Origin of the sequence: Flagellimonas halotolerans (assembly GCF_035818535.1) — a bacterium.
In the GTDB taxonomy this organism is placed as follows: Bacteria; Bacteroidota; Bacteroidia; order Flavobacteriales; family Flavobacteriaceae; genus Flagellimonas; species Flagellimonas halotolerans.
Genome location: NZ_JAYKYV010000007.1, coordinates 140,501 through 163,962 on the forward strand (window position 1 = coordinate 140,501; position 23,462 = coordinate 163,962).

Genomic DNA, 23,462 nt, shown 5'->3' on the forward strand with positions numbered 1-23,462 from the left:
ATTTTTTTTATTATTGTTGTCGGTAAATGTACTTACCCAATTTTTAATAAGTGTTCTGTACTGTTAAGCAAACCGGTCCTAAAAGTTAGTAAAATGTTGGAATTGATCGATATAAAAGAGGAATCTAAAGTGCCTAAGTATAAGCAAATTGTGGATTCCATTTTGGCCGCCATAGAAAATGGTAAAATAAAACTGGACGATCGGTTGCCCTCAGTAAACGAGTTGTTGATCGAGTTCGATATTTCCAGGGATACCGTGGTCAGGGCTTATGATCACTTGAAAAAAAATAAAATTATTGAATCGGTGCCGGGCAAGGGGTACTACGTGAAGAAGGATGAACTGGCATTAAAGGCCAAAGTTTTTCTGTTATTCAATAAATTGAGTTCGCATAAAAAAATTATTTACGATGCATTTGCCCGCACTTTGGGCGATAGTGCCACCATAGATTTCTTTATCTATGAAAACAATTACCGACATTTTAAGGAGCTGATATTGGATTCAAAAAAACGTTCCTACACCTACACCCATTATGTAATTATCCCTCATTTTGAAGAGGGGGGAGATGATGTGCTGGACTTTGTAAAGAAGGAAATTCCATTGGAAAAACTGATTGTGCTGGACAAACGGTTGGATGGGCTATCCAATGAGGTGTCTTCCATTTACCAGGATTTTGAAACGGATATATACAAAGCATTGATAAAGTTGAACCCAAAACTTAGAAAATATCATCAGATCAAGTTGTTGCTCCGAAAGAAGACCTATCACCCTATTGAGATCAAAAAAGGCTTTATCAAGTTTTGCGGACAGTTCGCCTATGAGTTTGGTATCATCGAAGAGATAGAATCGAGCGAAATAGAAAAGGATACGGCTTACATTAACCTAAAAGAAGATGATTTGGTTGTTTTGATCAAAAAAATCAAACAAACCCAATATGTTCTCGGAAAGGATGTAGGTATTATATCCTATAATGAAACTCCATTGAAAGAGGTGCTTTTGGACGGCATTACGGTAATATCCACTGATTTTGAAAATTTAGGAAAAAAAGCCGCGGAAATCATTTTGAAGAACCAGCCCAGTTATATGGACAATCCTTTCCATGTGATACAGAGAAGTTCTTTGTAGTCTATAATTTTTACTTCTTACTATATCTTAAAACCATTCCGTATCAGAACAGTACAGAACGGAATAGTTTTCCCCTGACAATATCTTAACCTTGTGGAGAATCAGTTGCCTTACAGGTAATTGAGGATTTATTTCGGCCAAACTCAGATACAAAAACCTTAGGTCGATTGCACAAATTAATTAACTAAAAACAAACTATGAGGACTAAAAAGACATTATGGTTAGGGGTTCTTTTTATGGTGGTTTGCTGTGGTTTTACAGCCAATGCACAGCAGCGGATTACAGTGAACGGAACTGTTACAGATGCCGAAACAGGTCAGCCCTTGCCGGGGGTTACTGTTGTTGAGCAAGGCACTACAAATGGTACAAGTGCCGATTTTGACGGGAATTATTCCATCGAAACGGCTTCGGATGGGGTGTTGACCTTTTCTTCCGTGGGGTATGCATCACAAAACATACCCGTTAACGGAAGATTGCAAATCAACTTGAGCTTATCGGTCGATAGCCAACAACTGGATGAGGTTGTAATCGTAGGATATGGTACCCAGACCAGTAGAAAGGTAACCGGTGCGGTACAGCAAATCGATTCTGAACAGTTGGCCGATATCCCAGTGCCACAGGTCACCCAAAAATTACAAGGTAGATTGGTGGGGGTACAAATCAATCAGACTACAGGTAAACCGGGTCAGGGAATACAGGTAAGGGTTCGTGGACAAGCTTCTATTTTAGCTGGAAGCGACCCGTTGTACGTAGTGGATGGTTTTCCAATTGTTGGGGACATCAGCTCCATTAATCCAGATGAGATTGAAAGTATCAGTGTATTGAAAGATGCCGCTTCAACATCCCTATATGGTTCAAGGGCGGCCAATGGGGTTGTACTTATTACGACCAAATCTGGAAAAACGGAACAGGGCGGTTTCTCCATCAGTTATTACGGAGGAGTCCAGGTAGTTCCACAAAAAGGACGGCCGGATTTGATGAACGGTCAGGAGTTTGCCCAATTCAAAAAGGAATCTTTTGAGGATTTGGGACAACCAGTACCAGAACCATTTCAAAACCCAGAACAGTACGGGGAGGGTTATGACTGGTACGATGCCATGTTCCGAACAGCACCGATACAGAGCCTTAACATTAATTGGAATGCTCGGGGAGAAAGATCTTCCGTAGCTGTTGTTGCAGGGGTTTTTCAGCAAGAGGGTGTTATGGTCAATTCGGATTTTAAAAGATATTCCTTAAGAGCAAACTCCAAATTTAAATTGAACGATGAGTTGGATCTTGGGATTTCTGTAGCGCCAACTTACTCGATTGACAACCTGCCAAGTTCCGATGGTGCATTTTATGCGACCAATGTAAACGCCGGTATACCAGGAGGTTTGGTAACCAATGCCATGCAGACCTGGCCAATTCTACCATACAAGAACGAGGATGGAACTTTGCCATTAACGGCCTGGATTCCGGGAATCAGTGCATTTCCGACTCCAAACTGGTACCGAGCGGCCAAAGAGATTACTAACGAAACAAAATCAATGAGGGTTTTGGGAAATGTGTATTTACAATATAAACCTATTGATGGTATGCAAATAAAGACCTCTATTAATGGGGATTTCGGAAATTCATCCTTCTTTAACTTTAGTCCGTCAACAGTATCGACCACATTTGCCGCATTGCCTCCGGCAATTGCAACTTCTATCAGAAGAGATAGCAATTACTTGAGCTGGTTGAATGAAAATACAATAACCTACGCAAAATCTTTTGGAGACCACAATTTCGAAATCTTGGGCGGAATCTCTTATCAAAAATATGAAGCGGACAATACGCAATTGTACTTGTCCAATTTTCCTGATGATAGGGTTCAAACGATTCAATCTGCATTAAATATTGACCGAACTCGCTCTTTCAACAATATTAATGAGTGGAGTTTGACATCATATTTCTCTCGCTTGAACTATGATTATGATGGAAAGTATTTGATTACCCTCGCCCTGCGTCGTGACGGATCCTCAAGATTTGGTTCCAATAACAGGTGGGGTAACTTCCCTTCAGTTTCTGCGGGTTGGGTGTTCTCTGATGAATCCTTCATGGAAAATACGGATTTCGTCAGCTTTGGTAAAATCAGGGCCAGTTACGGTATTATCGGTAACAACAATATTGGGAACTACACCCAATATGCCTTGGTGGACAATTCCTTGAATGCTGTTTTCGGTAATTCCGTTGTTAGTGGGGCTGGCCTTACCACCTTAGGAAACTCTAACTTGGGTTGGGAGCGTACCAAGCAATTGGATATTGGTTTGGATATGAGATTTTTTGATGACAGACTGGAGTTTATCTATGACTATTACAAAAAGAACACCACGGATTTGTTGTTCAATGTGGATATTCCACAGGAATCAGGTTTTACCAATTTTAACGATAACGTGGGAGAAATAGAATTCTGGGGGCATGAATTTGCCGTGGTAAGCAGAAACATATCCAACGAGAACATTTCATGGAATACCAACTTCAATATTGCTTTTAATCGAAATAAAGTGATCTCTTTGGCTGATGGTGTGGATAGAATCTTCAATCCCGGTGGAGCCTATACCAGTATAACACGTCCTGGAGAGCCTTTAGGTCAGTTCTGGGGATTGATCCATGATGGAGTTTATGACAACCAACAGGAGTTTGATAACTCACCACGTGCCGTGGAATCTGAAGTCGGAACCGTAAAATTTAAAGATGTAAACGGAGATGGTGTCATTACTTTTGGGAACGAGAACGATGACAGAACTGTTATCGGCAACCCATTCCCAGACTATATTTTCGGTCTCACCAACGATTTTAAATTCAAAAACTGGGATGCGAGCATCGTAATTTCAGGGTCCGTTGGTAATGATATTGCCGTAACCAATGACCAAGGGACTACCAATTTGGACGGTGTTTTCAATGTGCTTCGCGATGTGAAAGATCGTTGGAGGTCACCCGAAAATCCGGGAAGTGGGAGATATGGTAAAACCACTAGTGCCACTTTTATGGAGCGCGACTGGTTCAGTTCCCGATTTATTGAGGATGGAAGTTACCTTTCCGTAAAAAACATTACAGTCGGTTATAGCTTTCCACTAAAAGAGACCTCTTTTTTAAAGAGAGCAAGGCTTTATGGTTCAGTTCAGCAAGCCTTTGTTTTTACAAGTTATAGAGGGGTGAACCCAGAAATTAGCACAACTACCCAAGGTCAGCAGTCGAATGCATTGGCTCTGGGTTACGATTGGGGTGCATATCCGGTTCCGAGAACATTCACTTTAGGCTTCAACCTATCATTCTAAAAAATACTGTCATGAAAAAAATAATAGGAATAATAACATTAATAGCGACTGGCATATTTACGTCATGTACGGATGATTTTTTACAGCTTCCTCCGGAAGATTCATTGAGCCAGGCCGTTTTCTTTGAAACACAAAGCGATTTTGAACAGGCAGTCAATGCCGCTTATGTGCCATTGCGTGATTTGCAAGAAGTGCAGGGGCAAGGTGCCTGGGCCATGGGGGAGATGACTTCCGATAATACCTATTACAAGTATAATCCTAATTACAGGGCAGTACAGGATGGAGAAAGTATGGCCGATTTTTATGTAAACAACGGTAATGGTATTTTGACCAACAAATACACCTCCAATTATTTGATCATTGCAAGGGCCAACCAAATTCTAGCATTGATCGATGAAGTTGAGTTCGAGGATAATAATGTTAAGGACAATGTAAAGGGGCAAGCCTATTTTTTAAGGGCATTGGCCTACTTTGATTTGGTTCAGTATTTTGGTGCCGTGCCATTGCATTTAGTTCCTGTAACCGGTAGGGATGACGCTGCTCTACCTTTATCAACACAAGAAGAAATTTATACCCAGATTCTAAGCGACCTTGGCGAAGCTGTTGACTTGCTGCCCCTAAAATCTTCTCAAGAGGAAGGTAGGGCCACCCGTGGATCTGCCCAAATGTTGTTGGCAAATGTACATATGGTACAGGAAAGTTGGGGCAGCGCAGAATCTGTTTTGTCAGATTTGATAACTTCGGATGAATATGACCTTTTGGCTGATTATGCCAATGTTTTCGATCTAAACAATAAGAACAGTATAGAATCTATTTTCGAAGTGCAATTCTTGGAAGGAACCGAAGGTTTTGCCAGTTCATTTATGTACGAATGGTTGCCCATGCCTTTAACAGCTGAACAAGTAGCTTTGGTTTCAGGTGTGCCTAATTCTCAAGCATCAAACGTAGAAGGGTTTAATATACCTACTCCGGATTTATTGGAAAGCTATGAGGATGGAGATTTAAGAAAATCGGTGTCCGTGGATAGTATCGAAGTGGATGGAACCTATTTCCCCTATATCGATAAGTTTTGGCAACCACACAGCAATCCTGGACTAACAGGGGTCAATATGCCTATCTACCGTTATTCTGAGGCATTATTGTTTATGGCGGAAGCGGTTAACGAGCAAAATCGTCCCGGAGATGCTGAACCTTATTTGAATGCGGTAAGGGATAGGGCAGGTCTAGCTCCTTTGACCGGATTAAACCAAACCGAGATGAGACAGGCCATTATGGATGAGCGTAGAGTTGAATTGGCATTTGAAAACAAAAGATGGCTCGATTTGGTAAGAACAGGAACAGCCCAATCTGTAATGACGGCCTTTGGCGATCGTGTAAAGGCAAATCCGCAGGATTATTATTTCCCTGAAGGTTTTGGCCCGCCCGCTGCTGCCTTTACCACTATTTACGAGCTATTTCCATTACCGGCAAGCGAGGCCTTGTTGAACCCGAATTTTTAATGTAGAAAACAACAAATAAGGGTGAGTTAGTTGAAACAGGTCCGGTTTATGTTGGTCATGCTGGGCCTGGTTCATTTCAATGTTGTTTTAAATAATAGTATCGTTATGAAAAAAATAGTCACCTTTTTATTGGTCTTTGCTTTCCTTGCCGCCAACGCCCAGATAGAGGTATCCAAATTATACGTAGAGAACAAGGTAAACCCTATGGGAATCACCACGGACCAGCCAAGATTTAGTTGGGTCATGATTTCCAATAAACGGGATACCAAGCAAATATCTTATGAGGTAAGAGTATCGGAAAACAAAAATGAATCAGGCTTGGATGGAGTGTTTTGGAGTTCTGGAAAAATTGATTCCGGATCTTCCATAATGAATCTGTATTCGGGGCCCTCTTTGGAATCCGGAAAGGACTACTTTTGGCAAGTTAGAGTATGGGACAATCATGGACGTAAATCCAAATGGAGCCATGTTGGCTATTGGCAAATGGGGCTTTTGAATCCAGCGAAAGAATTTAAGGCCAAATGGATCGCACCGAGTTTTGAAAAAGATACCATTAATAGGCCAAGCCCCTATTTTAGGAAAGAGTTTGGTCTCACCTCAGATGCAAACGTAAAAAAGGCAACAGTCTATATTACATCGCACGGACTTTATGAAGCTCACATTAACGGTGAACGGATAGGCGAAGATTATTTAACCCCGGGATGGACTAGTTATGACCAAAGACTGCAGTACCAAGTTTATGATGTGACCGAAATGCTGTGCAAAACCAACGCTATTGGAGTTGTTTTGGGCAATGGCTGGTATCGGGACTACTTGGCTTGGGGCGAAAGGCGCAACCATTATGGAGATGACATTGCACTTCTTATGCAACTTCACATTCAATTTGAGGACGGTTCCGAACAAACACTGATTTCAGATGGTTCCTGGAAATGGAAAACAGGACCTATTCTAAATTCTGAGATTTATGACGGTGAACTGTACGATTCAACCTTGGAAATTGAGGATTGGACCCAACCAACTTATGAAGACGATGATTGGGAGCTGGTAAAAGTGGCGCAATTTAAAAAGGACAATTTAATAGGTACTGAAAACGAACCCATCAGAAAGCAGGAAGAGTTTGTACCCAAGGAAATTCTTAGTTCTCCAAGCGGAGAGACCATTATTGATTTTGGACAAAATCTAGTAGGTTGGATACAATTGAACATTTCAGGGAGAAAAGGACAAAAAGTGGAAATCCATCACGCTGAAGTATTGGATGGTGATGGTGATTTGTATCTGGATAACTTGCGTTCGGCAGAACAAAAAACAACCTACATATTGAATGGCGAACCCAACCAAATTTTGGAACCGCACTTTACCTTTCAGGGCTTTCGATATATTAAGGTAATTGGTTTGCCGCAAGAGCCCACTGCGGAAGATATTAAGGCCATAGCACTGTATTCGGATATGGAGGAAACAGGAAAGTTTACGACGTCCAATCCCATGCTGAACCAGCTACAACAAAATATAAAATGGGGACAAAAAGGCAACTTTATCGATGTGCCAACGGATTGCCCACAAAGGGATGAACGATTGGGGTGGACGGGCGATGCCCAGGCTTTTTTTAGGACGGCCTCTTACAATATGAACGTAAATAATTTTTTCGCCAAATGGATGAAGGATGTAGCCGTCGATCAATTCGAAAACGGTTCAGTGCCTTTCGTGGTGCCCAATGTGTTGGGACCAACAGCAGGGGGTAGCGCGGGATGGGCCGATGTGGCAACCATAATACCTTGGTATGCCTATGAACTTTATGGAGATAAAAAGCTCTTGGAGGATCAATATACTAGTATGAAGGCATGGGTGGATTATATTGGTGACCAAAGTGAGGACTATCTTTGGCAAACGGGATTTCATTTCGGTGATTGGTTGTTCTATTCCCCGGATGACGATCGTGATGGGAAAGCGGCAATTACGGATAAATACCTTATTGCCCAATGTTTTTACGCCCATTCGACCCAATTATTGGCCAATGCGGCCCGAGTTTTGGGCAAAAAAGAAGACGAGGCTTTTTACGGACAATTGGTAAAGGATATTAAAACTGCGTTTCAAAAAGAATATGTTACCCCATCCGGGAGATTGGTGTCCAGTACGCAAACGGCCTACGTATTGGCCCTTCAATTTGATATGCTCCCTCAAAACCTAAGGGCAGAAGCAGCCGATAGATTGGTGGAAAACATCAAGGATTACGGCTATCATTTAACAACAGGTTTTTTGGGAACACCCTACCTGAACCATGTTTTGAGCAGGTTTGGACATGCCGATGTGGCCTATAAACTCTTGTTGCAGGATACCTATCCCTCTTGGTTGTACCCTGTTACCAAAGGGGCGACTACTATATGGGAGCGCTGGGATGGCATAAAGCCGGATGACACCTTCCAGACCCCGAGCATGAACTCTTACAATCATTACGCATATGGTGCCATTGGAGAATGGATGTATCAGAATATAGGAGGAATTCAACCTAGTATGGAAGGTCCTGGTTACAAGAAATTTAATATAAAAATTATTCCTGGCGGGGAAATTACCCATGCGGATGCCAGTTTAGAAACTTACTATGGTGAAATAGCCAGCAGTTGGACATTGGAAAATTCAACCTTTACCCAAGCAATAAAGGTTCCCGTGAACACCATGGCCCATGTGACGCTTCCGTTTGGAACCATGGAAAGCCTAAAAGAAGGTAAAAAGGCTTTGGAAAAGGCAGAAGGGGTAACCATACTATCCTCACAAGGAGAATCGGTTGAATTGGACCTTGCATCCGGTGAATATTATTTTACGACCCAAGTGGAAATGGAAAACCTTAAAGAATCAGGTTTTGAGGGAACTTACAAAACCACTAGCGGTTTCTTTGATGAATTGACGGTGAACAAAAACCAAGACACCTATTATTTGACCATAGCAGAAACGACCATTGAACTGGTACCTAGTAAAGAGGATAGCAATCTTTATCTAGATAAAGAGGACGCTCAAAATAGCGTTAAATTGCAAAGAAATGCTCAAGGGAATGTGGTTTCTGTACAGGTTGTTTATCACGGACAACGCTTGGAAGCGGTACGTCAATAAAATTGTTAAACCTTAAATTTTGCCAAATGAAGCACACAAACCATTTTACCATATACTTTTCACTGGCTTTTCTGATGATATCCTGTGGACCAAAGACAGAGGAAGCTCCTACCTTTGATGCAGTTCAATTGGAAGAAGGATTTAAGAACCCACCGAATGAAGCCAAGCCAAGGGTTTGGTGGCATTGGATGAACGGTAATGTCACCAAAGATGGCATCCAAAAAGATTTGGATTGGATGGAACGTACCGGAATAGGCGGATTTCAAAATTTTGATGCCAATCTGTTCACTCCATTGGTCACCGATGAAAAATTGGTGTTCATGACCCCGGATTGGAAAGAGGCCTTTAAATTCACTACGGACTTAGCCATTGAAAAAGACTTTGAAATGGCCATTGCGGGTTCTCCGGGATGGTCCGAGACCGGAGGTCCGTGGGTGGAACCCAGGGATGGCATGAAAAAATATGTTTGGTCAGAAATTGAGGTGCAAGGAGGCGATACATTTAACAGTAAATTACCGGAACCGCCAAAAGAGACAAGTACATTTCAAAATGTTCCGCCAGAAACAGGCTTTAGTATGGATGGTGAACAAAGGGAACTTCCCCAGTTTTATGAGGATGCCGCGGTGATTGCTTACAAAATTCCGGAAGAAGAAGTTTCCTTGTCCGAACTGAATCCCAGTGTAACCTCAAGTGGCGGAAACTTTTTACTGGATGCCCTAACCGATGGGAATTTGCACAACGGAAGCTTCTTGCCCCCGGCAGCAGTGGGCGAAAAGACTTGGGTTCAATATGCGTTTAATGAACCCGTATCCTTTAAAAGTTATTCCGTGGTGGGGGCAAAAATAGGCTCAATGGCCGTATTTAGGGGCATGCCTCAAAATAGGTCCATTGAAATCAGTGACGATGGGGTTACCTTTAAAAAATTAGTAGACATTCCTGGGAGTATTGTTCCCCAGACCACAGGTTCTTTTCCTCCGACCACAGCCAAGTATTGGCGTTTTGTGTACAAAACTTTGCCTCCTTCCCCACCGGGAATGGAAGCTTTGTTCGGGGTAGTGAGCGAACCAAAACCAGAGGGCGTCGATGTCGCCGAGTTTGTCTTAACCAATACTTCAAGAGTGGACAGGTATGAGGGCAAAGCAGGTTTTACGGCATGGAAGGAATCCGATTCGGTGGACAGCGGGAATGATGAAGATGCCATTGGAAAAGAAAATGTAATTGACTTAACTGACAAGTTTCAGGGTGATGGAACCTTAGTTTGGGAGGTGCCCAAAGGTACCTGGAAGATCATCAGGTTGGGATACTCTTTAACAGGGCGTGAAAACCATCCGGCATCCCCGGAAGCCACTGGATTGGAAGTGGATAAATTGGATGAAGATGCAGTACGAAAGTACATCAACCACTATTTGGATCTGTACCAAGATGCCACTGGAGGCCAAATGGGCGAGTCCGGTTTGGGTTATGTCATTCTGGATAGTTATGAAGCGGGCCACATGAATTGGACGCACGATATGTTCGAGGAGTTTTCATCCCGTAGGGGCTATGATATGAGAACTTGGATCCCTGTGCTTACCGGTCGAGTAATCGAAAGCAGGGAGGCATCGGAAAGGTTTCTTTGGGATTTTAGAAAGACCATTGGTGAAATGATTTCTGACAACCATTACGATATTATTGGAGAGGAGCTCCATAAACGTGGCATGAAACGTTATACCGAAAGCCATGAAGGCAACCGTATCTTTTTGGCCGATGGGATGGATGTCAAACGAAATGCCGATATACCCATGAGTGCCATGTGGACCCCTGGTAGTTTGGCGGGAGGAATGGATGAGGAAGTGCGTAGTGAGGGAGATATCCGAGAGTCTGCCTCTGTTGCAAACATTTACGGAAAACCATTTGTGGCGGCAGAATCCATGACCTCCATTCAAAATGGATTTTCTTGGCATCCCGAAAAGTTAAAGCGTACAGCCGATCTGGAGTTGGCATCTGGGCTTAATAGATTTGTCATACATACCTCGGTACACCAACCACTTGATGATAAGATGCCAGGTTTCTCCTTGGGTCCCTTTGGTCAATATTTTACAAGGCAGGAAACGTGGTCAGGTGCCGGTGCTCAATCTTGGATAAGTTATCTGTCGCGAAGCTGCTATCTATTACAGCAAGGGCAAAATGTGGCGGATGTGCTCTATCTCTATGGTGAAAATGACAATGTTACCCATATCACCCAAGAAAGCCTGCCGGACATTGCAAAAGGGCATGAGTTTGATTTTGTCAGTCCAACCATTTTGCAAGAAGCCATTTCAGCTGAAGATGGTCAATTAAAGGCGCTAAGTGGTGTTAGGTATCAAATACTCCAATTGGACAAGGGAACACAAAAAATGTCGATGGCCGTGTTGAATAAATTGGCAGAATTGGCCAACGCAGGGGTAAAAATTAAAGGAACCAAGCCCTTGACCACACCAAGTTTGTCGGATGACGTTTCAGCTTTTCAATCCCTTGCTGATGAAATTTGGGCAAAGCCCAATGTTGGGGAAAATGTAAGTTTGGACATTGCACCCGATGTCCAGATTACCGAAACCGATCATGAAATCTTGTTCCGTCACCGAGCTTCCGGTGATTCACATATCTATTGGTTGAACAACCGCAATCTTGAGCCTACAACGGCAAAAATAGGTTTTAGGGTTACGGGCAAACAACCCAAACTTTGGCATCCGCAAACAGGAACAATTTCCGATGTTAGCTATGCTATGGAAGGCGAAACTACATGGGTAGAGCTTGATTTTGAGTCTTGGGATGCCTATTTTATACTTTTTGCTGAAGATACAGATCAAAAAAGTTTAAGCATACCGCAGATTTCCGAAGCGCCAGTACTAACTTTAGAGGGGCAATGGGATGTAGAATTCCAAGAAAAGAGGGGAGCGCCTGCATCCGTAACTTTTGATGCATTGCAATCTTGGACGGAAAACAAGGTTGAGGGCATAAAATATTTTTCTGGTACGGCTACCTATCGCAAAACCTTTGATTTTGATAAAACAGATGGTGGAGCATCATTTATATTGGATTTAGGCAAGGTTAAGAATATTGCCGAAGTCACCTTGAACGGACAGCCAATCGGTGTACTTTGGAAAACACCTTTCCAAATAGCAATTACCGATGCCTTAAAAAATGGCGAGAATCAACTGGAAATTGCAGTGACCAATGTTTGGGTCAACCGATTGATAGGGGATGCCCAACCAGATATTCAAAGAAAAATAACCTTTACCACCATGCCTTTTTATCAAGGTCAGGAACCATTACTTGAATCTGGTTTGTTGGGTGAGGTCAAAATTTTGCGTCAAGATTGAGCAAGCTGTAAATTGTCGGGACAGTTACAATGGCTAAAAAAGTGAGTGATATATTTCACTCTGTAGGCACAAACTAAAGGACTGGTCGAACATAGAATTAGACTGGTTGAAGGAATAGTATCAATGAATACAAGAAGAAATTTTATTAGAACAGTGGGGGCATCATCAGCATTGATGCTTCTTCCAGGTACCATGTTACCCTTTGGGTATAGCGGATGGGATATACCTGAGGAGTGGGTAGAAGCCGAAATCTCCAAAGGAAAGATAAAAGGAATGCGTTCGGCAGGTGTGAACATATTTAAAGGTATACCGTATGCTGGAAAAGTTTCCGGTGACCGTAGGTTTCGCAAACCGGGTCCATTGGCTTCTTGGACAGGGATTCGAGATACTTTTGAATTGGGACCACCTGCCATTCAAGCCCCTCGAAGAAACGAGCCTGCCCCTTCGGAAGATTGTTTGTTTTTAAATGTTTGGACTCCGGCCAATGATGATAAAAAACGTCCGGTGATGTTCTATAGCCATGGGGGTGGATTTGTAATCGGATCAGGAGGCTCTGCCGGGCAAGATGGAGCCAATTTGGCAAGAAATTTTGATGTGGTGGTCGTGGAGACCAATCACCGTTTGGGCATGCTGGGTTTTATGTATTTGGATGAAATAGGCGGACCTGACTATGCCGGTTCTGGAAACATGGGGCTTTTGGACATTACCGAAGGCTTAAAATGGGTAAATGAAAATATTCATGTATTTGGCGGTGACCCGGACAATGTGATGATTTTTGGTGAATCTGGTGGCGGGGCAAAAACCTCTTGTTTGTATGCCATGCCCGATGCATCACCATATTTCAATAAGGCCTCCATAGAAAGTGGGCCTGGTGTCCGTATGCTTACAAAGGATATGGCTGCTCGCAATACTGAATTGGTACTTAAGGAATTTGGTCTCACAAAAAACACTTGGAAAAAACTGTTGGAGGTCCCCACGGATGAAATTTTGAAGGTCCAGGCTAAAATTCCATTTGTGCCACCATTCCAAGAAAAGAAACATACCGGAGGATTAACGGAACCCACCGTTGGTGGTTTTGGCCCTGTGGTGGACGGCACGGTGCTTCCAAATCACCCATTTGATCCTACCGCGCCGAATATTTCCAAGGACAAACCCTTGATGGTCGGTTGGAACGAGGACGAATATACCTTCTTTGCATGGGAACGAAAGGACACGGAATTTGCCACACTCGATTTTTGGGGATTACAAACCAGGTTGGAGCCCCAGTTTGGAGCGGATACCTCAAAAGTTATCGAAACCTATAAAAAAGCACGGCCCGAGGCATCCCCAGCGGATATCTTTGTAGCCGTTTCTTCCATTGTGATGATGGGCTTGGGATCCATTGAAATTGCACAACGGAAGGCCAAGCAAGCTGGGGCACCCGTGTTTTTGTACAATTTTGGATATAAATCCGAAAAACTGATCCCCGGAACCGATTACCCCATGGGAACGCCCCATGCCATGGATATTTCCTTTAAATTCAACAATGAGCAGCCGCCCAAAGATGGAGAACCCGACCAACCCAGTTTTTTTGGAGGGGGAAGGCCGGAGCGTTTCATTGCCTCACACAATATGGCCGCGTATTGGACGGGTTTTGCCAAAACAGGGATACCGCATGCAACGGATTTACCCCATTGGCCTGCTTATAATTTGGAAACAAGACCGACCATGCGTATCGACACAAAATGTAAGGTGATACATAACAGATTTTCCCAAGAACTGGCCATGTGGCGAGAAATTGGACGATTGCCATAAACACGATTGATCAGCATATAAATTCTAAGCTATTTACAAACAACATGAGAAACTTTCTAACATTACTGATTTTATTTTCGACCCTGACCTTAATGGGGCAGCGTAGATCCGATGCCGAACCCGAATGGACGGCAACATGGATTACCCTTGGAGGTTCCGATGCCGAAGCGGCCGGAATGTATCTTTTCCGCAAATCATTCAATTTGGATAAGGCTCCAAATGAATTTCCCATCCGTATTTCGGCGGATAACCGCTACAAACTTTTTGTAAACGGTACCCTTGCCTCTGTTGGGCCCAACTGGGGCGATATCAAACATTGGAATTACCAAACTGTGGATATAGCCTCACACTTAAGACAAGGGAAAAATACCTTGGCCGTAAAAGTGTGGAACGAAGCCGATTTGCGTGCTGTAGCTCAATTTTCCTATAAAACTGCCTTGATAGTGCAAGGACAAACCGAGTTGGCCAAAGTGGTGGATACCGATAAAAGTTGGAAGGTTATCGAGGATAAAAGTTATACCCCTCTGGAACAGCATATTAGAGGATATTACGCTGCCGGAGCAGGAGATTTTATAGATATGAACAAAACGCTAACCCATTGGAAAGCCATAGATTTTGACGATAGTTCATGGTCTTTGGCCACTACTGTTTTTGAAGCGGTACAGCAAGGTTTTGGATTCAGGCAACAAGAAGGGTGGAACTTGGTACCATCAATTTTACCCGAAATGGAATTGACCAAGGAGCGTTTGGCCACGGTAAGAAAATCGGAAGGGGTGAAAGTTCCTTCATCTTTTCCAGAAAACCCCACAGATATTAAAGTGGATGCCAATTCGCACATCAAAATATTATTGGACCAGGAACATTTGACCAATGCTTATCTGACCCTATTGTTCAGTGGAGGGAAAAATAGTGTGATCACGGTTCAATATGCCGAGGGACTTTACGATAGCGAGGGAGCCAAAGGAAATCGTGATATTATCGAAGGCAAGACCATGACCGGAAGAAGGGACAGTATCATTTCCAATGGTATGGCCAATCAAGAATATACCTCATTGACCTATAGAACCTACAGGTATGTTGAGTTGGATGTGAAGACCAAAGATGAGGCATTGATTATCAATGATGTCCATGGTACGTTCACAGGATATCCTTTCCAAATGAAGGCCAATTTAATCTCCGATAGGGAAGAGCTTTCCGATATGATGGAAATAGGTTGGAGAACAGCACGTCTTTGTGCCGTGGACACCTATATGGACTGTCCTTATTACGAAAGGTTACAGTATGTGGGAGATACCAGGATTCAACATTTTGTTTCCTTTTACAATAGTGGAGATGATCGTTTGATCAAAAATGCCATTAATCTGATTGATTATTCAAGACAACCCAACGGACATACCTTGAGCAGATATCCAGATAGACAAGATCAAGTCATTCCAACCTATTCCTTGTGGTATGTGAGCATGCTCTATGATTATATGATGTACGGTAGCGATGCTGATTTTATCGCCAAAAAATTGATGGGCTCCCGTCAAGTATTGAACTATTTTATCACCTATTTGGATGATGATGGTTCTTTGAAAAATGTTCCCGGGTGGAATTACACCGATTGGGTACCGGAATGGAACTTTGGTATGGCCCCAATGGCTGAAGACGGTTCATCCGCGGCTTTGGACCTTCAAATGTTACATGCTTTACAATCAGGGATTGCTTTAGAAAAAGAATTGGGAAAACCTGAATTTGTAACGCTGTATACCACCATGGCCGATCAATTGACAGCAACCATTAAACAAAAGTATTGGGACGAATCCAAACAATTGTTCGCCGATACCCCGGCTAAAGAAAAGTATTCCCAACATGCCAATTCTTTGGCCATTTTAGCCAACATCGTGGATGAGGATACCAAAAAGGCCATTGGTAAATCCCTTTTGGAGAATGAGTCTTTGGCACCAACTTCCATTTATTTTAGTTACTATTTGCATTTGGCCTTAAATGAGGCAGGATATGGCGACCAATATTTGGAATGGTTGGATGTTTGGAGAAAGAATATGGAATTAGGGTTGACCACATGGGGGGAAACCTCGCAAGTGGAAACCACTCGTTCCGATTGTCACGCTTGGGGTTCCAGTCCCAACATTGAGTTTTTTAGAATTCTCTTGGGGATAGAAAGTGCTTCGCCCAACTTTAAAACCGTAAGGATTGCCCCAAATTTAGGTGACATCAAAAAAATTGGAGGAGAAATGCCTCACCCTGCAGGAATGATATCCGTGGATTACAAGAAGTCAGGTAAAAAGCTAGAGGCTACGATTACCTTGCCGGATGGTGTGACAGGTGAGCTTGTTTGGCAAGGAAAAAGTACTATGATCAAGTCTGGAACCAACACATTCAACCTATAAAAAAAGCATATTTGTCGTCAGAACAGATAAGAACGGTTATTTGGGAATTATACCTTATAATTGGATAGAAAACTAAACAAACTTGGATGGATAATTATAACCAAAGGCAATCGAGCCTTTTGAGAAAAAGTACATTCGCTCTTTTTCTGCTGCTTTTTAATGTTTCTTTTTTGGCCATAGGCCAACTTTCCATAGAAAACTTAAGAGTGGACTATATGGAAGAACCTTTGGGAGTCGATATTTCCAATCCTAATTTCAGTTGGCAGATGAAGGCCGACGATAACGAAAGAGGATATGGGCAGCGAGCATATCAAATTGTTGTAACCGATGAGGATGGAGACTTGGTTTGGGATTCCAAACGACAAAACAATGCCGAATCTTTAGGGGTAGCCTATAGCGGTGAAACGCTACAAGCAAGAACTCGATACAATTGGAAAATCACGGTTTGGGACGAAAAAGGAAACACTTTCGAGGGGGAGTCTTGGTTTGAAACCGGTCTCTTGGAAAGCGACGATAATGCCGAAGCTTGGAATGGAGCACAATGGATAGGGGGGGACGATGAGGATTTGGTTTTCTACTCCCAGTATATATCCGTATATAAATTGGAATATGCCATACAGTTGGATGAAAAATCAAAATCCACAAAAGGTGCTTTTGTATTTGGTGCCAATGACAAACGATTGATGAACAGGGATTTGAACGTCCAAGGTGTTGAAAATGGCTTGGATGAAAGCTTTATCGCGTTTGAATTGGATATTTCCCAAGTGGACGGTTCAGAAAATAAACGCGCACAATTGCATGTTTACCGAGTAGGTTACGATACTGGGGATTCAAAAGATGCACCACTTTTTAGTTTCTCCATACCAAAGTCGTTGGTCAACGAAGCGAATAAATACGAACAACATACTTTTTATATAGACTGCAACTTTGGGTTATTTGATGTTTACTTGGATGGCAGGGAAAAGCAGAACAGGATTTCCAAATCCGATTTGGAAAACCCTTCACCTTGGGGGAGCCAAGGGTTTAATCTCAACCCAGTGGGCAGGGGCAACAATTACATCAGTTTCCCTATGGTGGGAGACATTGGTTTTTGGGCCAAAAAGGGCCAAAAAATGGTGATATCCGAACTTAAAGTGAAGAACTTCCGTCAACCTTCCAATACTTTGTTTCATGAAAAATTGAAAGATTCAGATTCCTATTTGGGTGTTTTTAGTACCGCTTCCAAGTCTGACCAATTAACAATTTCCGCAGATGGATACAGTATTTATGGCGATGATAAAAGTGCGCTCATTTTGGCCGACCCAAGTAAAAATGCCGCTCCCATGTTACGGTCAAGCTTTACCGTAAAAGATAAGGAGATACAAAAAGCCAGATTATATGTTACCTCAAGGGGTATCTATGAAATTTACTTTAATGGAGAACGCGTTGGGGACAGCTATTTTGCCCCCGGACTTACGCAGTACAACAAGACCCACATGTACCAAACGTATGACCTTACCGACCTATTGAAATCAGGAGAAAGGGAAAACATAATTGGTGCTTGGTTGGGCGAAGGCTGGTGGAGCGGCAATATTACCTATAGTGGTGAAAACTGGAACTATTTTGGGGACAGACAGTCCTTATTTGGTCAATTGGTTGTCAACTATACTGATGGAACGGAACAAATTTTGACCACCAATACAACGGATTGGAAGTTGTTCACTGATGGTCCCGTACGTTATGGAAGCTTCTTTCAGGGCGAGGTCTATGATGCCAACAAAGAGAGGGCCGTTCAAGATTGGTCCACTTCAACCTATGATGATTCTTCTTGGAAATCTGCCAGCGAGGTTCCACTCGAAGGAACCGCTTTTATAGGCGAAGGGCTGGATTATGACGATATGCAATTGGTTGGGCAAATAGGGGAGAACCCATCCATAGTAAAAACCTTGATGCCCAAAGCGGTAAAAGAAGTCAGGCCAGGCGTTTTTGTTTACGACATGGGACAGAACATGGTGGGCTTTCCGGAGATTGATTTACCCGAGGGAAAAGCAGGAGATACCATAACACTCCGTTATGCCGAGGTAACCTACCCCGATCTTGAGGAATCTGGCAATAATGTTGGTATGGTGATGCTTGAAAATATCAGGGCGGCCTTGGCTCAGGACATCTATATTAGAAAAGGAGGGGAAGAAAGAATCAGGCCAAGATTTACCTTCCATGGATTTAGATATTTGGAGGTAACAGGTATTGATAAAGCGCTTCCACTTGGCAGCGTAAAAGGAAAAGTGGTCAGTTCCATAAAGGAACTGGCATCCCACTATGAAACCTCGAACGAACTTGTAAATCGTTTTTGGAAAAACATAACCTGGTCCTTGCGGGGCAATTTCCTCTCCATACCCACGGATACCCCGGCCAGGAATGAGCGAATGGGCTGGAGTGGTGACATCAATGTATTTTCAGAGGCATCTACCTATTTGGCCAACGTGGAACCCTTTTTAAGGCGCCACTTAGTGTCTATGCGCGATATTCAGAGAGCGGATGGCAGGTTTACCGATGTGGCACCTGTTGGTGGTGGATTTGGAGGAACACTCTGGGGAAGCGCAGGTATTGTTATACCTTGGGAGATGTACCAACAATATGGCGATGTCAAGGTCTTGGAGGAAAACTACGTAGCCATGCAACGCTATGTGAGATTTTTGGACTCCAAAATTGATAAAGGATCTGGAATTTTGAATGAAGGTCCATTAGGGGATTGGTTGAGTCCAGAAGGGTTTAAAAATGATAATACCTTGTTTTGGACGGCTTATCATCTGTACAATTTGGACATCTTGAAGAAGACCGCTTCCATTCTCGGGAACACCAACGATGCTTCTAACTACGAAACGCAATACCAGCAAAAAAAGAAATTTTTTAACCAAACATATATCAACCAAAACACAGGGGAAACAGTGCATTCCGGGTTTGTAAGCCAAGGGTTTGGCCCACCGCCATCAGAGGAAGACCGACCCAAAAAAGGGGATTTGGTGGATACCCAGGCGTCTTATGCCATACCACTGCATTTAAAGGCATTTAATGATCAAAACAAAGAAAAAGCCGTGGATCAATTGGTGGAAAGCATTGTCCGTAGCAATGTGGACGAACTTGGGGTTGAAAGACCCGAGTATTCCTTGATGACGGGCTTTATTGGAACTGCCTCTTTGAACCATGCACTTTCCGAAAACGGAAGGCACGAAACAGCATATAAATTATTACAGCAAACTAGCTATCCGTCTTGGCTTTACCCGGTGGTCAATGGGGCTACTACCATTTGGGAACGATTAAATTCCTATACCATTGAAGATGGATTTGGGGGCAATAACAGTATGAACTCTTTTAACCATTATTCTTTTGGAGCCGTTGCAGCTTGGATGTACAATTACTCGTTAGGTATCCAAAGAGATCCCTACCATCCTGGTTTTAAACACTTTATTTTGGAACCCATACCCGATCCCACGGGTCAAATGACCTATGCCAAGGGATATTACGACTCCATGTACGGAAGAATACAAAGCGAGTGGAAACTGATTGATGGAGGATGGGAATATAGAGTAAGTGTACCGGCCAACACCACGGCAACTTTAACATTAAAAGCCGCCTCTATTAAAAAGGTGAAGGAATCTGGAAAAAAACTTAAAGCTAAGGAGGGTATTGGACAAATAAATCAAACCAATGGATGGCTTACCATGGAATTGCAATCTGGAAGTTATTTATTTACTATCCAATACTAGCAGCAACCATTTTGATTGGATTGACCTTTAACTTTTCTGATTAGAGAGATGCGTTGATTCCAAGAGAAAGATCATATGCTACATTGTGGTACTTAAAGTTATGGGGAGATTGCGGTTAGTGGGTGTATAAGCTCATGATCGCCTGGGCTAAAATACTTGGAGACTCTATTTGTATAAAGGATATTCTTCATTTAAAACAATATTTTGTCAGCAATATAGTTGATTGACTTTCAAAAATTAAAGTACTGAATGTCAATCCGGCAATAATGGTTGTAAAACCCGTAATTCAGGTAATTTATATGGTTTAATGCCGTGTCATTTTCGTGGTGAACAACAAATAAACCACCCTAATTCAATAAGAAAGGTTGTATTGGTGAAATGGTCGGACATACTGTTGCAACTTTTCAACCTGGTGGCCTTTGACCAAAAGGGCTAGGATAAAAAGGTATGGAAAGCAAAAAAAGGATACAATCCTAGCCATTTGGGCTTGTCTGTCCCTTTTCTTCATAATTTTGTCCGGGTGTTGGTTTTTTCACGCGGATGTTATTCCAAATGCAGGGATTTTGGGAATTCCACGGCATCCCTTCCCATATGGTAACGGGAGGCTGTCAAGGTCCTTTCGAGAAACCTCTTGATGTCCACCTTTGTAAATGAGCTGATATAATCTGGGTTCAGCCCTGGTTCAAAGGCATAGCACAGATTGCCTTCCGATGCCTCCCCATCTATGAAGAGCAGTCCTAAGTGACGGGCCAAACGCTGCATGAAGGCCATCTTCATGTCCAACCGCAATAGCGCTTCCTTGGTATAAACGGGCTGGGACGGATCATGGACAAAAATTTCACCAAGGATCGCTCGCATAGGGGTGGTCTTTGTTTTCTCTAAATATACATCATTGCGCTCTATCTGGCTCGGTCGGATACCGAGAACCACTTCAAACGGTTAATATAAGCCACTTTAATTATAACCTAGTTGACATATACAGTAACTTATTAATTGGTCTTACCATTTTTCCAAACCTGTTCAACTTTTCTAAGGTTTGCAAGGTCATTTAAGGGGTTTGCATTGAGAAGGACAAAAGTTGCCTTACTTCCTTTTTTAATTTCTCCAATAGGTAAATCAAAAGCCTTGGCTGCATTTCCAGTTGCTGTTTTAAGTACTTCAATGTTGGACAATCCTGCCATTTTGTATAGCTCTAGCTCCAAAAAGTAATCTTCCCCAAAATTCATTTGACCTTCTTGTGCATCAGTACCTGCCACAATCAATATCCCAGCTTCATACATTTTTTTTATTATTTCGGCACTTTCAGTTGCGTCTAAAAGATTATTTGATATCCATTCCCGCATAAACGGAGGAAGTCCATCCATCGATTTTAAATTAATACCTGCAGTAGGTACAACAAAAGCACCGCTAGACGAAATTGTGGTGTAATAGCTGTCCGGGACTGGAATATCTTTTTTCATACTCAGCATATGCACAAAACCATCGGGTTTAAATTTTGCAATGGTTTCCATTTCTTCAACTTCCCCGACATGCACCACAGCTTTGAATCCATTACTATGTGCGAGTCCTATAAGCCTCTTAATTTTATCATAGTCTAAAGTTGGGGCTGTTGGCTCATCCATCCATCCACCTAAAGTGTGAACTATTTTTATGTAATCAACCTTTTTGGAGATTCGATGATTTATCCAGTCCTCAACAGAAAGCGAGTCATTAATTGTTTCCATATCTGGGCTGAATTGAGTAGGATGCCCACCTGGTACTGTGGCTGCATGACCAGCTCCATAAAGAGTGGAAAAACCGATTGAATCTTTTGTCATTGTTTTCCAGCCAATTTCCCTTTCTTCCAATCCTGTATGCATATTCAAAAGAGTCAAAATACCTAAAGGGTAGCCTTCTTTTAAATCTTCCAAACTATTGGCATGTACATGGGCATTGACTAGTCCAGGTATCATGAATTTACCTGACCCGTCTATAGTTGAACCTGCATGTAATTTTTTTGCGGTTATTGCGGCTATTGTATCATCATTTATAGCCACATTCACAGTGCCTAGGTCTTCATAGCCATCAAATAAATTAACTTTTTCAATGACTAAATCATACTTTGGCGGTTTGTTACAGCCCATCAGAATTAAAGCTATTAGGCTGAAAAACAGCAATTTATTCATATCATAAATATTGGTTCTATGTGGCTCAACTTGTTTATTAATCCAATTTTCTTCTGCATACAACACCAAATAGGTTGGCTACGCCCAAGTCTTCTGTTTTTAATGCAAGGCATGGCATTTCTGTAATTCAATAAGTCTCTGGGGGATATGGTCTTAAATATAAGAATTTTACGGAAAATCAGTGCCACATAAACTTAGTTCCAATACAGTGCTAAGTGGATAGGACGGTCAAGGTATATCATCTACGTCGTCGCCTCTGGCATAGCTCTGTTCGACATTTTTTTTTGAGCTCCGTTATGTACGCTCTTTTTGATATGTTTTTAAAATCAACTTAATCAGTTAAAATATCTTATGGAGCAGGATTTGTTTTAGTTGTCCTTTCTTTTGTTGATAGGATGGTTCCTCAGCCAAGTTATGGTCTTCTTCCGCATCTTTGGCTGTATAGCATAGCCTTTCTTGGGATTTTAACCGACACAAATGCAAAAGAACCTTCCACCGGAATTAAAATAAAAGGACAAAAGCGGCTTAAATCCAATTTAAATCCTTTCCTTTATTGTGCATTGCGGATAATGGACAATCAGTACTCCAATCCTTAAATATCAAGACAGCTTTCTCCCTATTAATTCCTAGTTCAGAAGAGGCTATTTCTTAGGTTATTTTTTGTTTGAATATTCATCTTTTTGATGCTTGCATGGCTAAAGTCCCTATATGCATTTCCAAGGATCAAACATATCCTTGGACAACAGGCCTATGTTTTAGATTGCCTGTAATTACATGAACCCTTAAAGCACAAAACATATGCTAAAAATTAAAATAGTTCCCGGTGAAAATATTGAAAGAGCCTTGAAAAGATATAGGAACAAGGTGCGGAACACCCAACAGTTAAAACATATTAGGGAAAACCAAAGGTTTACCAAAAAATCCAAAGAGAAAAGGGAAGAACTTGCAAAGGCCGTCTATAAGAATGAATATTTAAAAAGAAACGAGGAGTAATATTTATT

General features: G+C 42.2%; 11 protein-coding genes. 9 read left to right on the forward strand and 2 right to left on the reverse strand.

Translation table 11 applies throughout. The features are described from left to right. Positions 1-93: 93 nt before the first annotated feature. The 8 genes from VM932_RS10300 (at position 94) to VM932_RS10335 (ending at position 20,296) form a co-directional block, all read left to right on the forward strand. Positions 94-1,122: a GntR family transcriptional regulator gene (locus tag VM932_RS10300; RefSeq protein ID WP_326278725.1), complete on the forward strand. Its 1,029-nt coding sequence runs from the start codon at positions 94-96 to the stop codon at positions 1,120-1,122. A 197-nt stretch (positions 1,123-1,319) separates the two neighbouring features. Further along, positions 1,320-4,421, forward strand: a complete 3,102-nt coding sequence (locus tag VM932_RS10305) for a SusC/RagA family TonB-linked outer membrane protein (protein WP_326278726.1) — start codon at positions 1,320-1,322, stop codon at positions 4,419-4,421. Between the two features lie 11 nt (positions 4,422-4,432). Then, positions 4,433-5,920, forward strand: a complete 1,488-nt coding sequence (locus tag VM932_RS10310) for a RagB/SusD family nutrient uptake outer membrane protein (RefSeq protein ID WP_326278727.1) — start codon at positions 4,433-4,435, stop codon at positions 5,918-5,920. A 105-nt stretch (positions 5,921-6,025) separates the two neighbouring features. Continuing rightward, on the forward strand, positions 6,026-9,022 hold the full coding sequence (locus tag VM932_RS10315) for an alpha-L-rhamnosidase (protein WP_326278728.1): 2,997 nt from the start codon (positions 6,026-6,028) through the stop codon (positions 9,020-9,022). 26 nt (positions 9,023-9,048) lie between these two features. Further along, entirely contained in the window at positions 9,049-12,363 is a 3,315-nt protein-coding gene (locus VM932_RS10320; RefSeq protein ID WP_326278729.1) for a glycosyl hydrolase, read from the forward strand. Positions 12,364-12,486: 123 nt separating this feature from the next. Further along, positions 12,487-14,157: a carboxylesterase/lipase family protein gene (locus tag VM932_RS10325; RefSeq protein ID WP_326278730.1), complete on the forward strand. Its 1,671-nt coding sequence runs from the start codon at positions 12,487-12,489 to the stop codon at positions 14,155-14,157. Positions 14,158-14,201: 44 nt separating this feature from the next. Next, on the forward strand, positions 14,202-16,550 hold the full coding sequence (locus tag VM932_RS10330; protein WP_326278731.1) for an alpha-L-rhamnosidase-related protein: 2,349 nt from the start codon (positions 14,202-14,204) through the stop codon (positions 16,548-16,550). An 86-nt stretch (positions 16,551-16,636) separates the two neighbouring features. After that, positions 16,637-20,296, forward strand: coding sequence for an alpha-L-rhamnosidase (locus VM932_RS10335; protein WP_326278732.1), 3,660 nt, complete (start codon positions 16,637-16,639; stop codon positions 20,294-20,296). 543 nt (positions 20,297-20,839) lie between these two features. Here VM932_RS10335 and VM932_RS10340 read toward each other — a convergent pair. Together VM932_RS10340 and VM932_RS10345 are read right to left on the reverse strand one after the other, a co-directional pair. Then, positions 20,840-21,154: a hypothetical protein gene (locus tag VM932_RS10340; RefSeq protein ID WP_326278733.1), complete on the reverse strand. Its 315-nt coding sequence runs from the start codon at positions 21,152-21,154 to the stop codon at positions 20,840-20,842. A 131-nt stretch (positions 21,155-21,285) separates the two neighbouring features. Further along, the gene (locus tag VM932_RS10345) at positions 21,286-22,524 is read right to left on the reverse strand and encodes an amidohydrolase family protein (protein WP_326278734.1); all 1,239 of its coding nucleotides are present in this window, start codon (positions 22,522-22,524) and stop codon (positions 21,286-21,288) included. 735 nt (positions 22,525-23,259) lie between these two features. Between VM932_RS10345 and VM932_RS10350 the strand changes: the two genes are divergently transcribed. Continuing rightward, on the forward strand, positions 23,260-23,454 hold the full coding sequence (locus VM932_RS10350) for a small ribosomal subunit protein bS21 (protein WP_014031530.1): 195 nt from the start codon (positions 23,260-23,262) through the stop codon (positions 23,452-23,454). Positions 23,455-23,462 lie beyond the last annotated feature (8 nt).

Excerpts from the sequence above, each read along its gene's own strand:
- VM932_RS10300 (WP_326278725.1), top strand. The coding sequence starts at position 94 with ATGTTGGAATTGATCGATATAAAAGAGGAATCTAAAGTGCCTAAGTAT.
- VM932_RS10305 (WP_326278726.1), top strand. The coding sequence starts at position 1,320 with ATGAGGACTAAAAAGACATTATGGTTAGGGGTTCTTTTTATGGTGGTT.
- VM932_RS10310 (WP_326278727.1), top strand. The coding sequence starts at position 4,433 with ATGAAAAAAATAATAGGAATAATAACATTAATAGCGACTGGCATATTT.
- VM932_RS10315 (WP_326278728.1), top strand. The coding sequence starts at position 6,026 with ATGAAAAAAATAGTCACCTTTTTATTGGTCTTTGCTTTCCTTGCCGCC.
- VM932_RS10320 (WP_326278729.1), top strand. The coding sequence starts at position 9,049 with ATGAAGCACACAAACCATTTTACCATATACTTTTCACTGGCTTTTCTG.
- VM932_RS10325 (WP_326278730.1), top strand. The coding sequence starts at position 12,487 with ATGAATACAAGAAGAAATTTTATTAGAACAGTGGGGGCATCATCAGCA.
- VM932_RS10330 (WP_326278731.1), top strand. The coding sequence starts at position 14,202 with ATGAGAAACTTTCTAACATTACTGATTTTATTTTCGACCCTGACCTTA.
- VM932_RS10335 (WP_326278732.1), top strand. The coding sequence starts at position 16,637 with ATGGATAATTATAACCAAAGGCAATCGAGCCTTTTGAGAAAAAGTACA.
- VM932_RS10340 (WP_326278733.1), bottom strand. The coding sequence starts at position 21,154 with ATGCGAGCGATCCTTGGTGAAATTTTTGTCCATGATCCGTCCCAGCCC.
- VM932_RS10350 (WP_014031530.1), top strand. The coding sequence starts at position 23,260 with ATGCTAAAAATTAAAATAGTTCCCGGTGAAAATATTGAAAGAGCCTTG.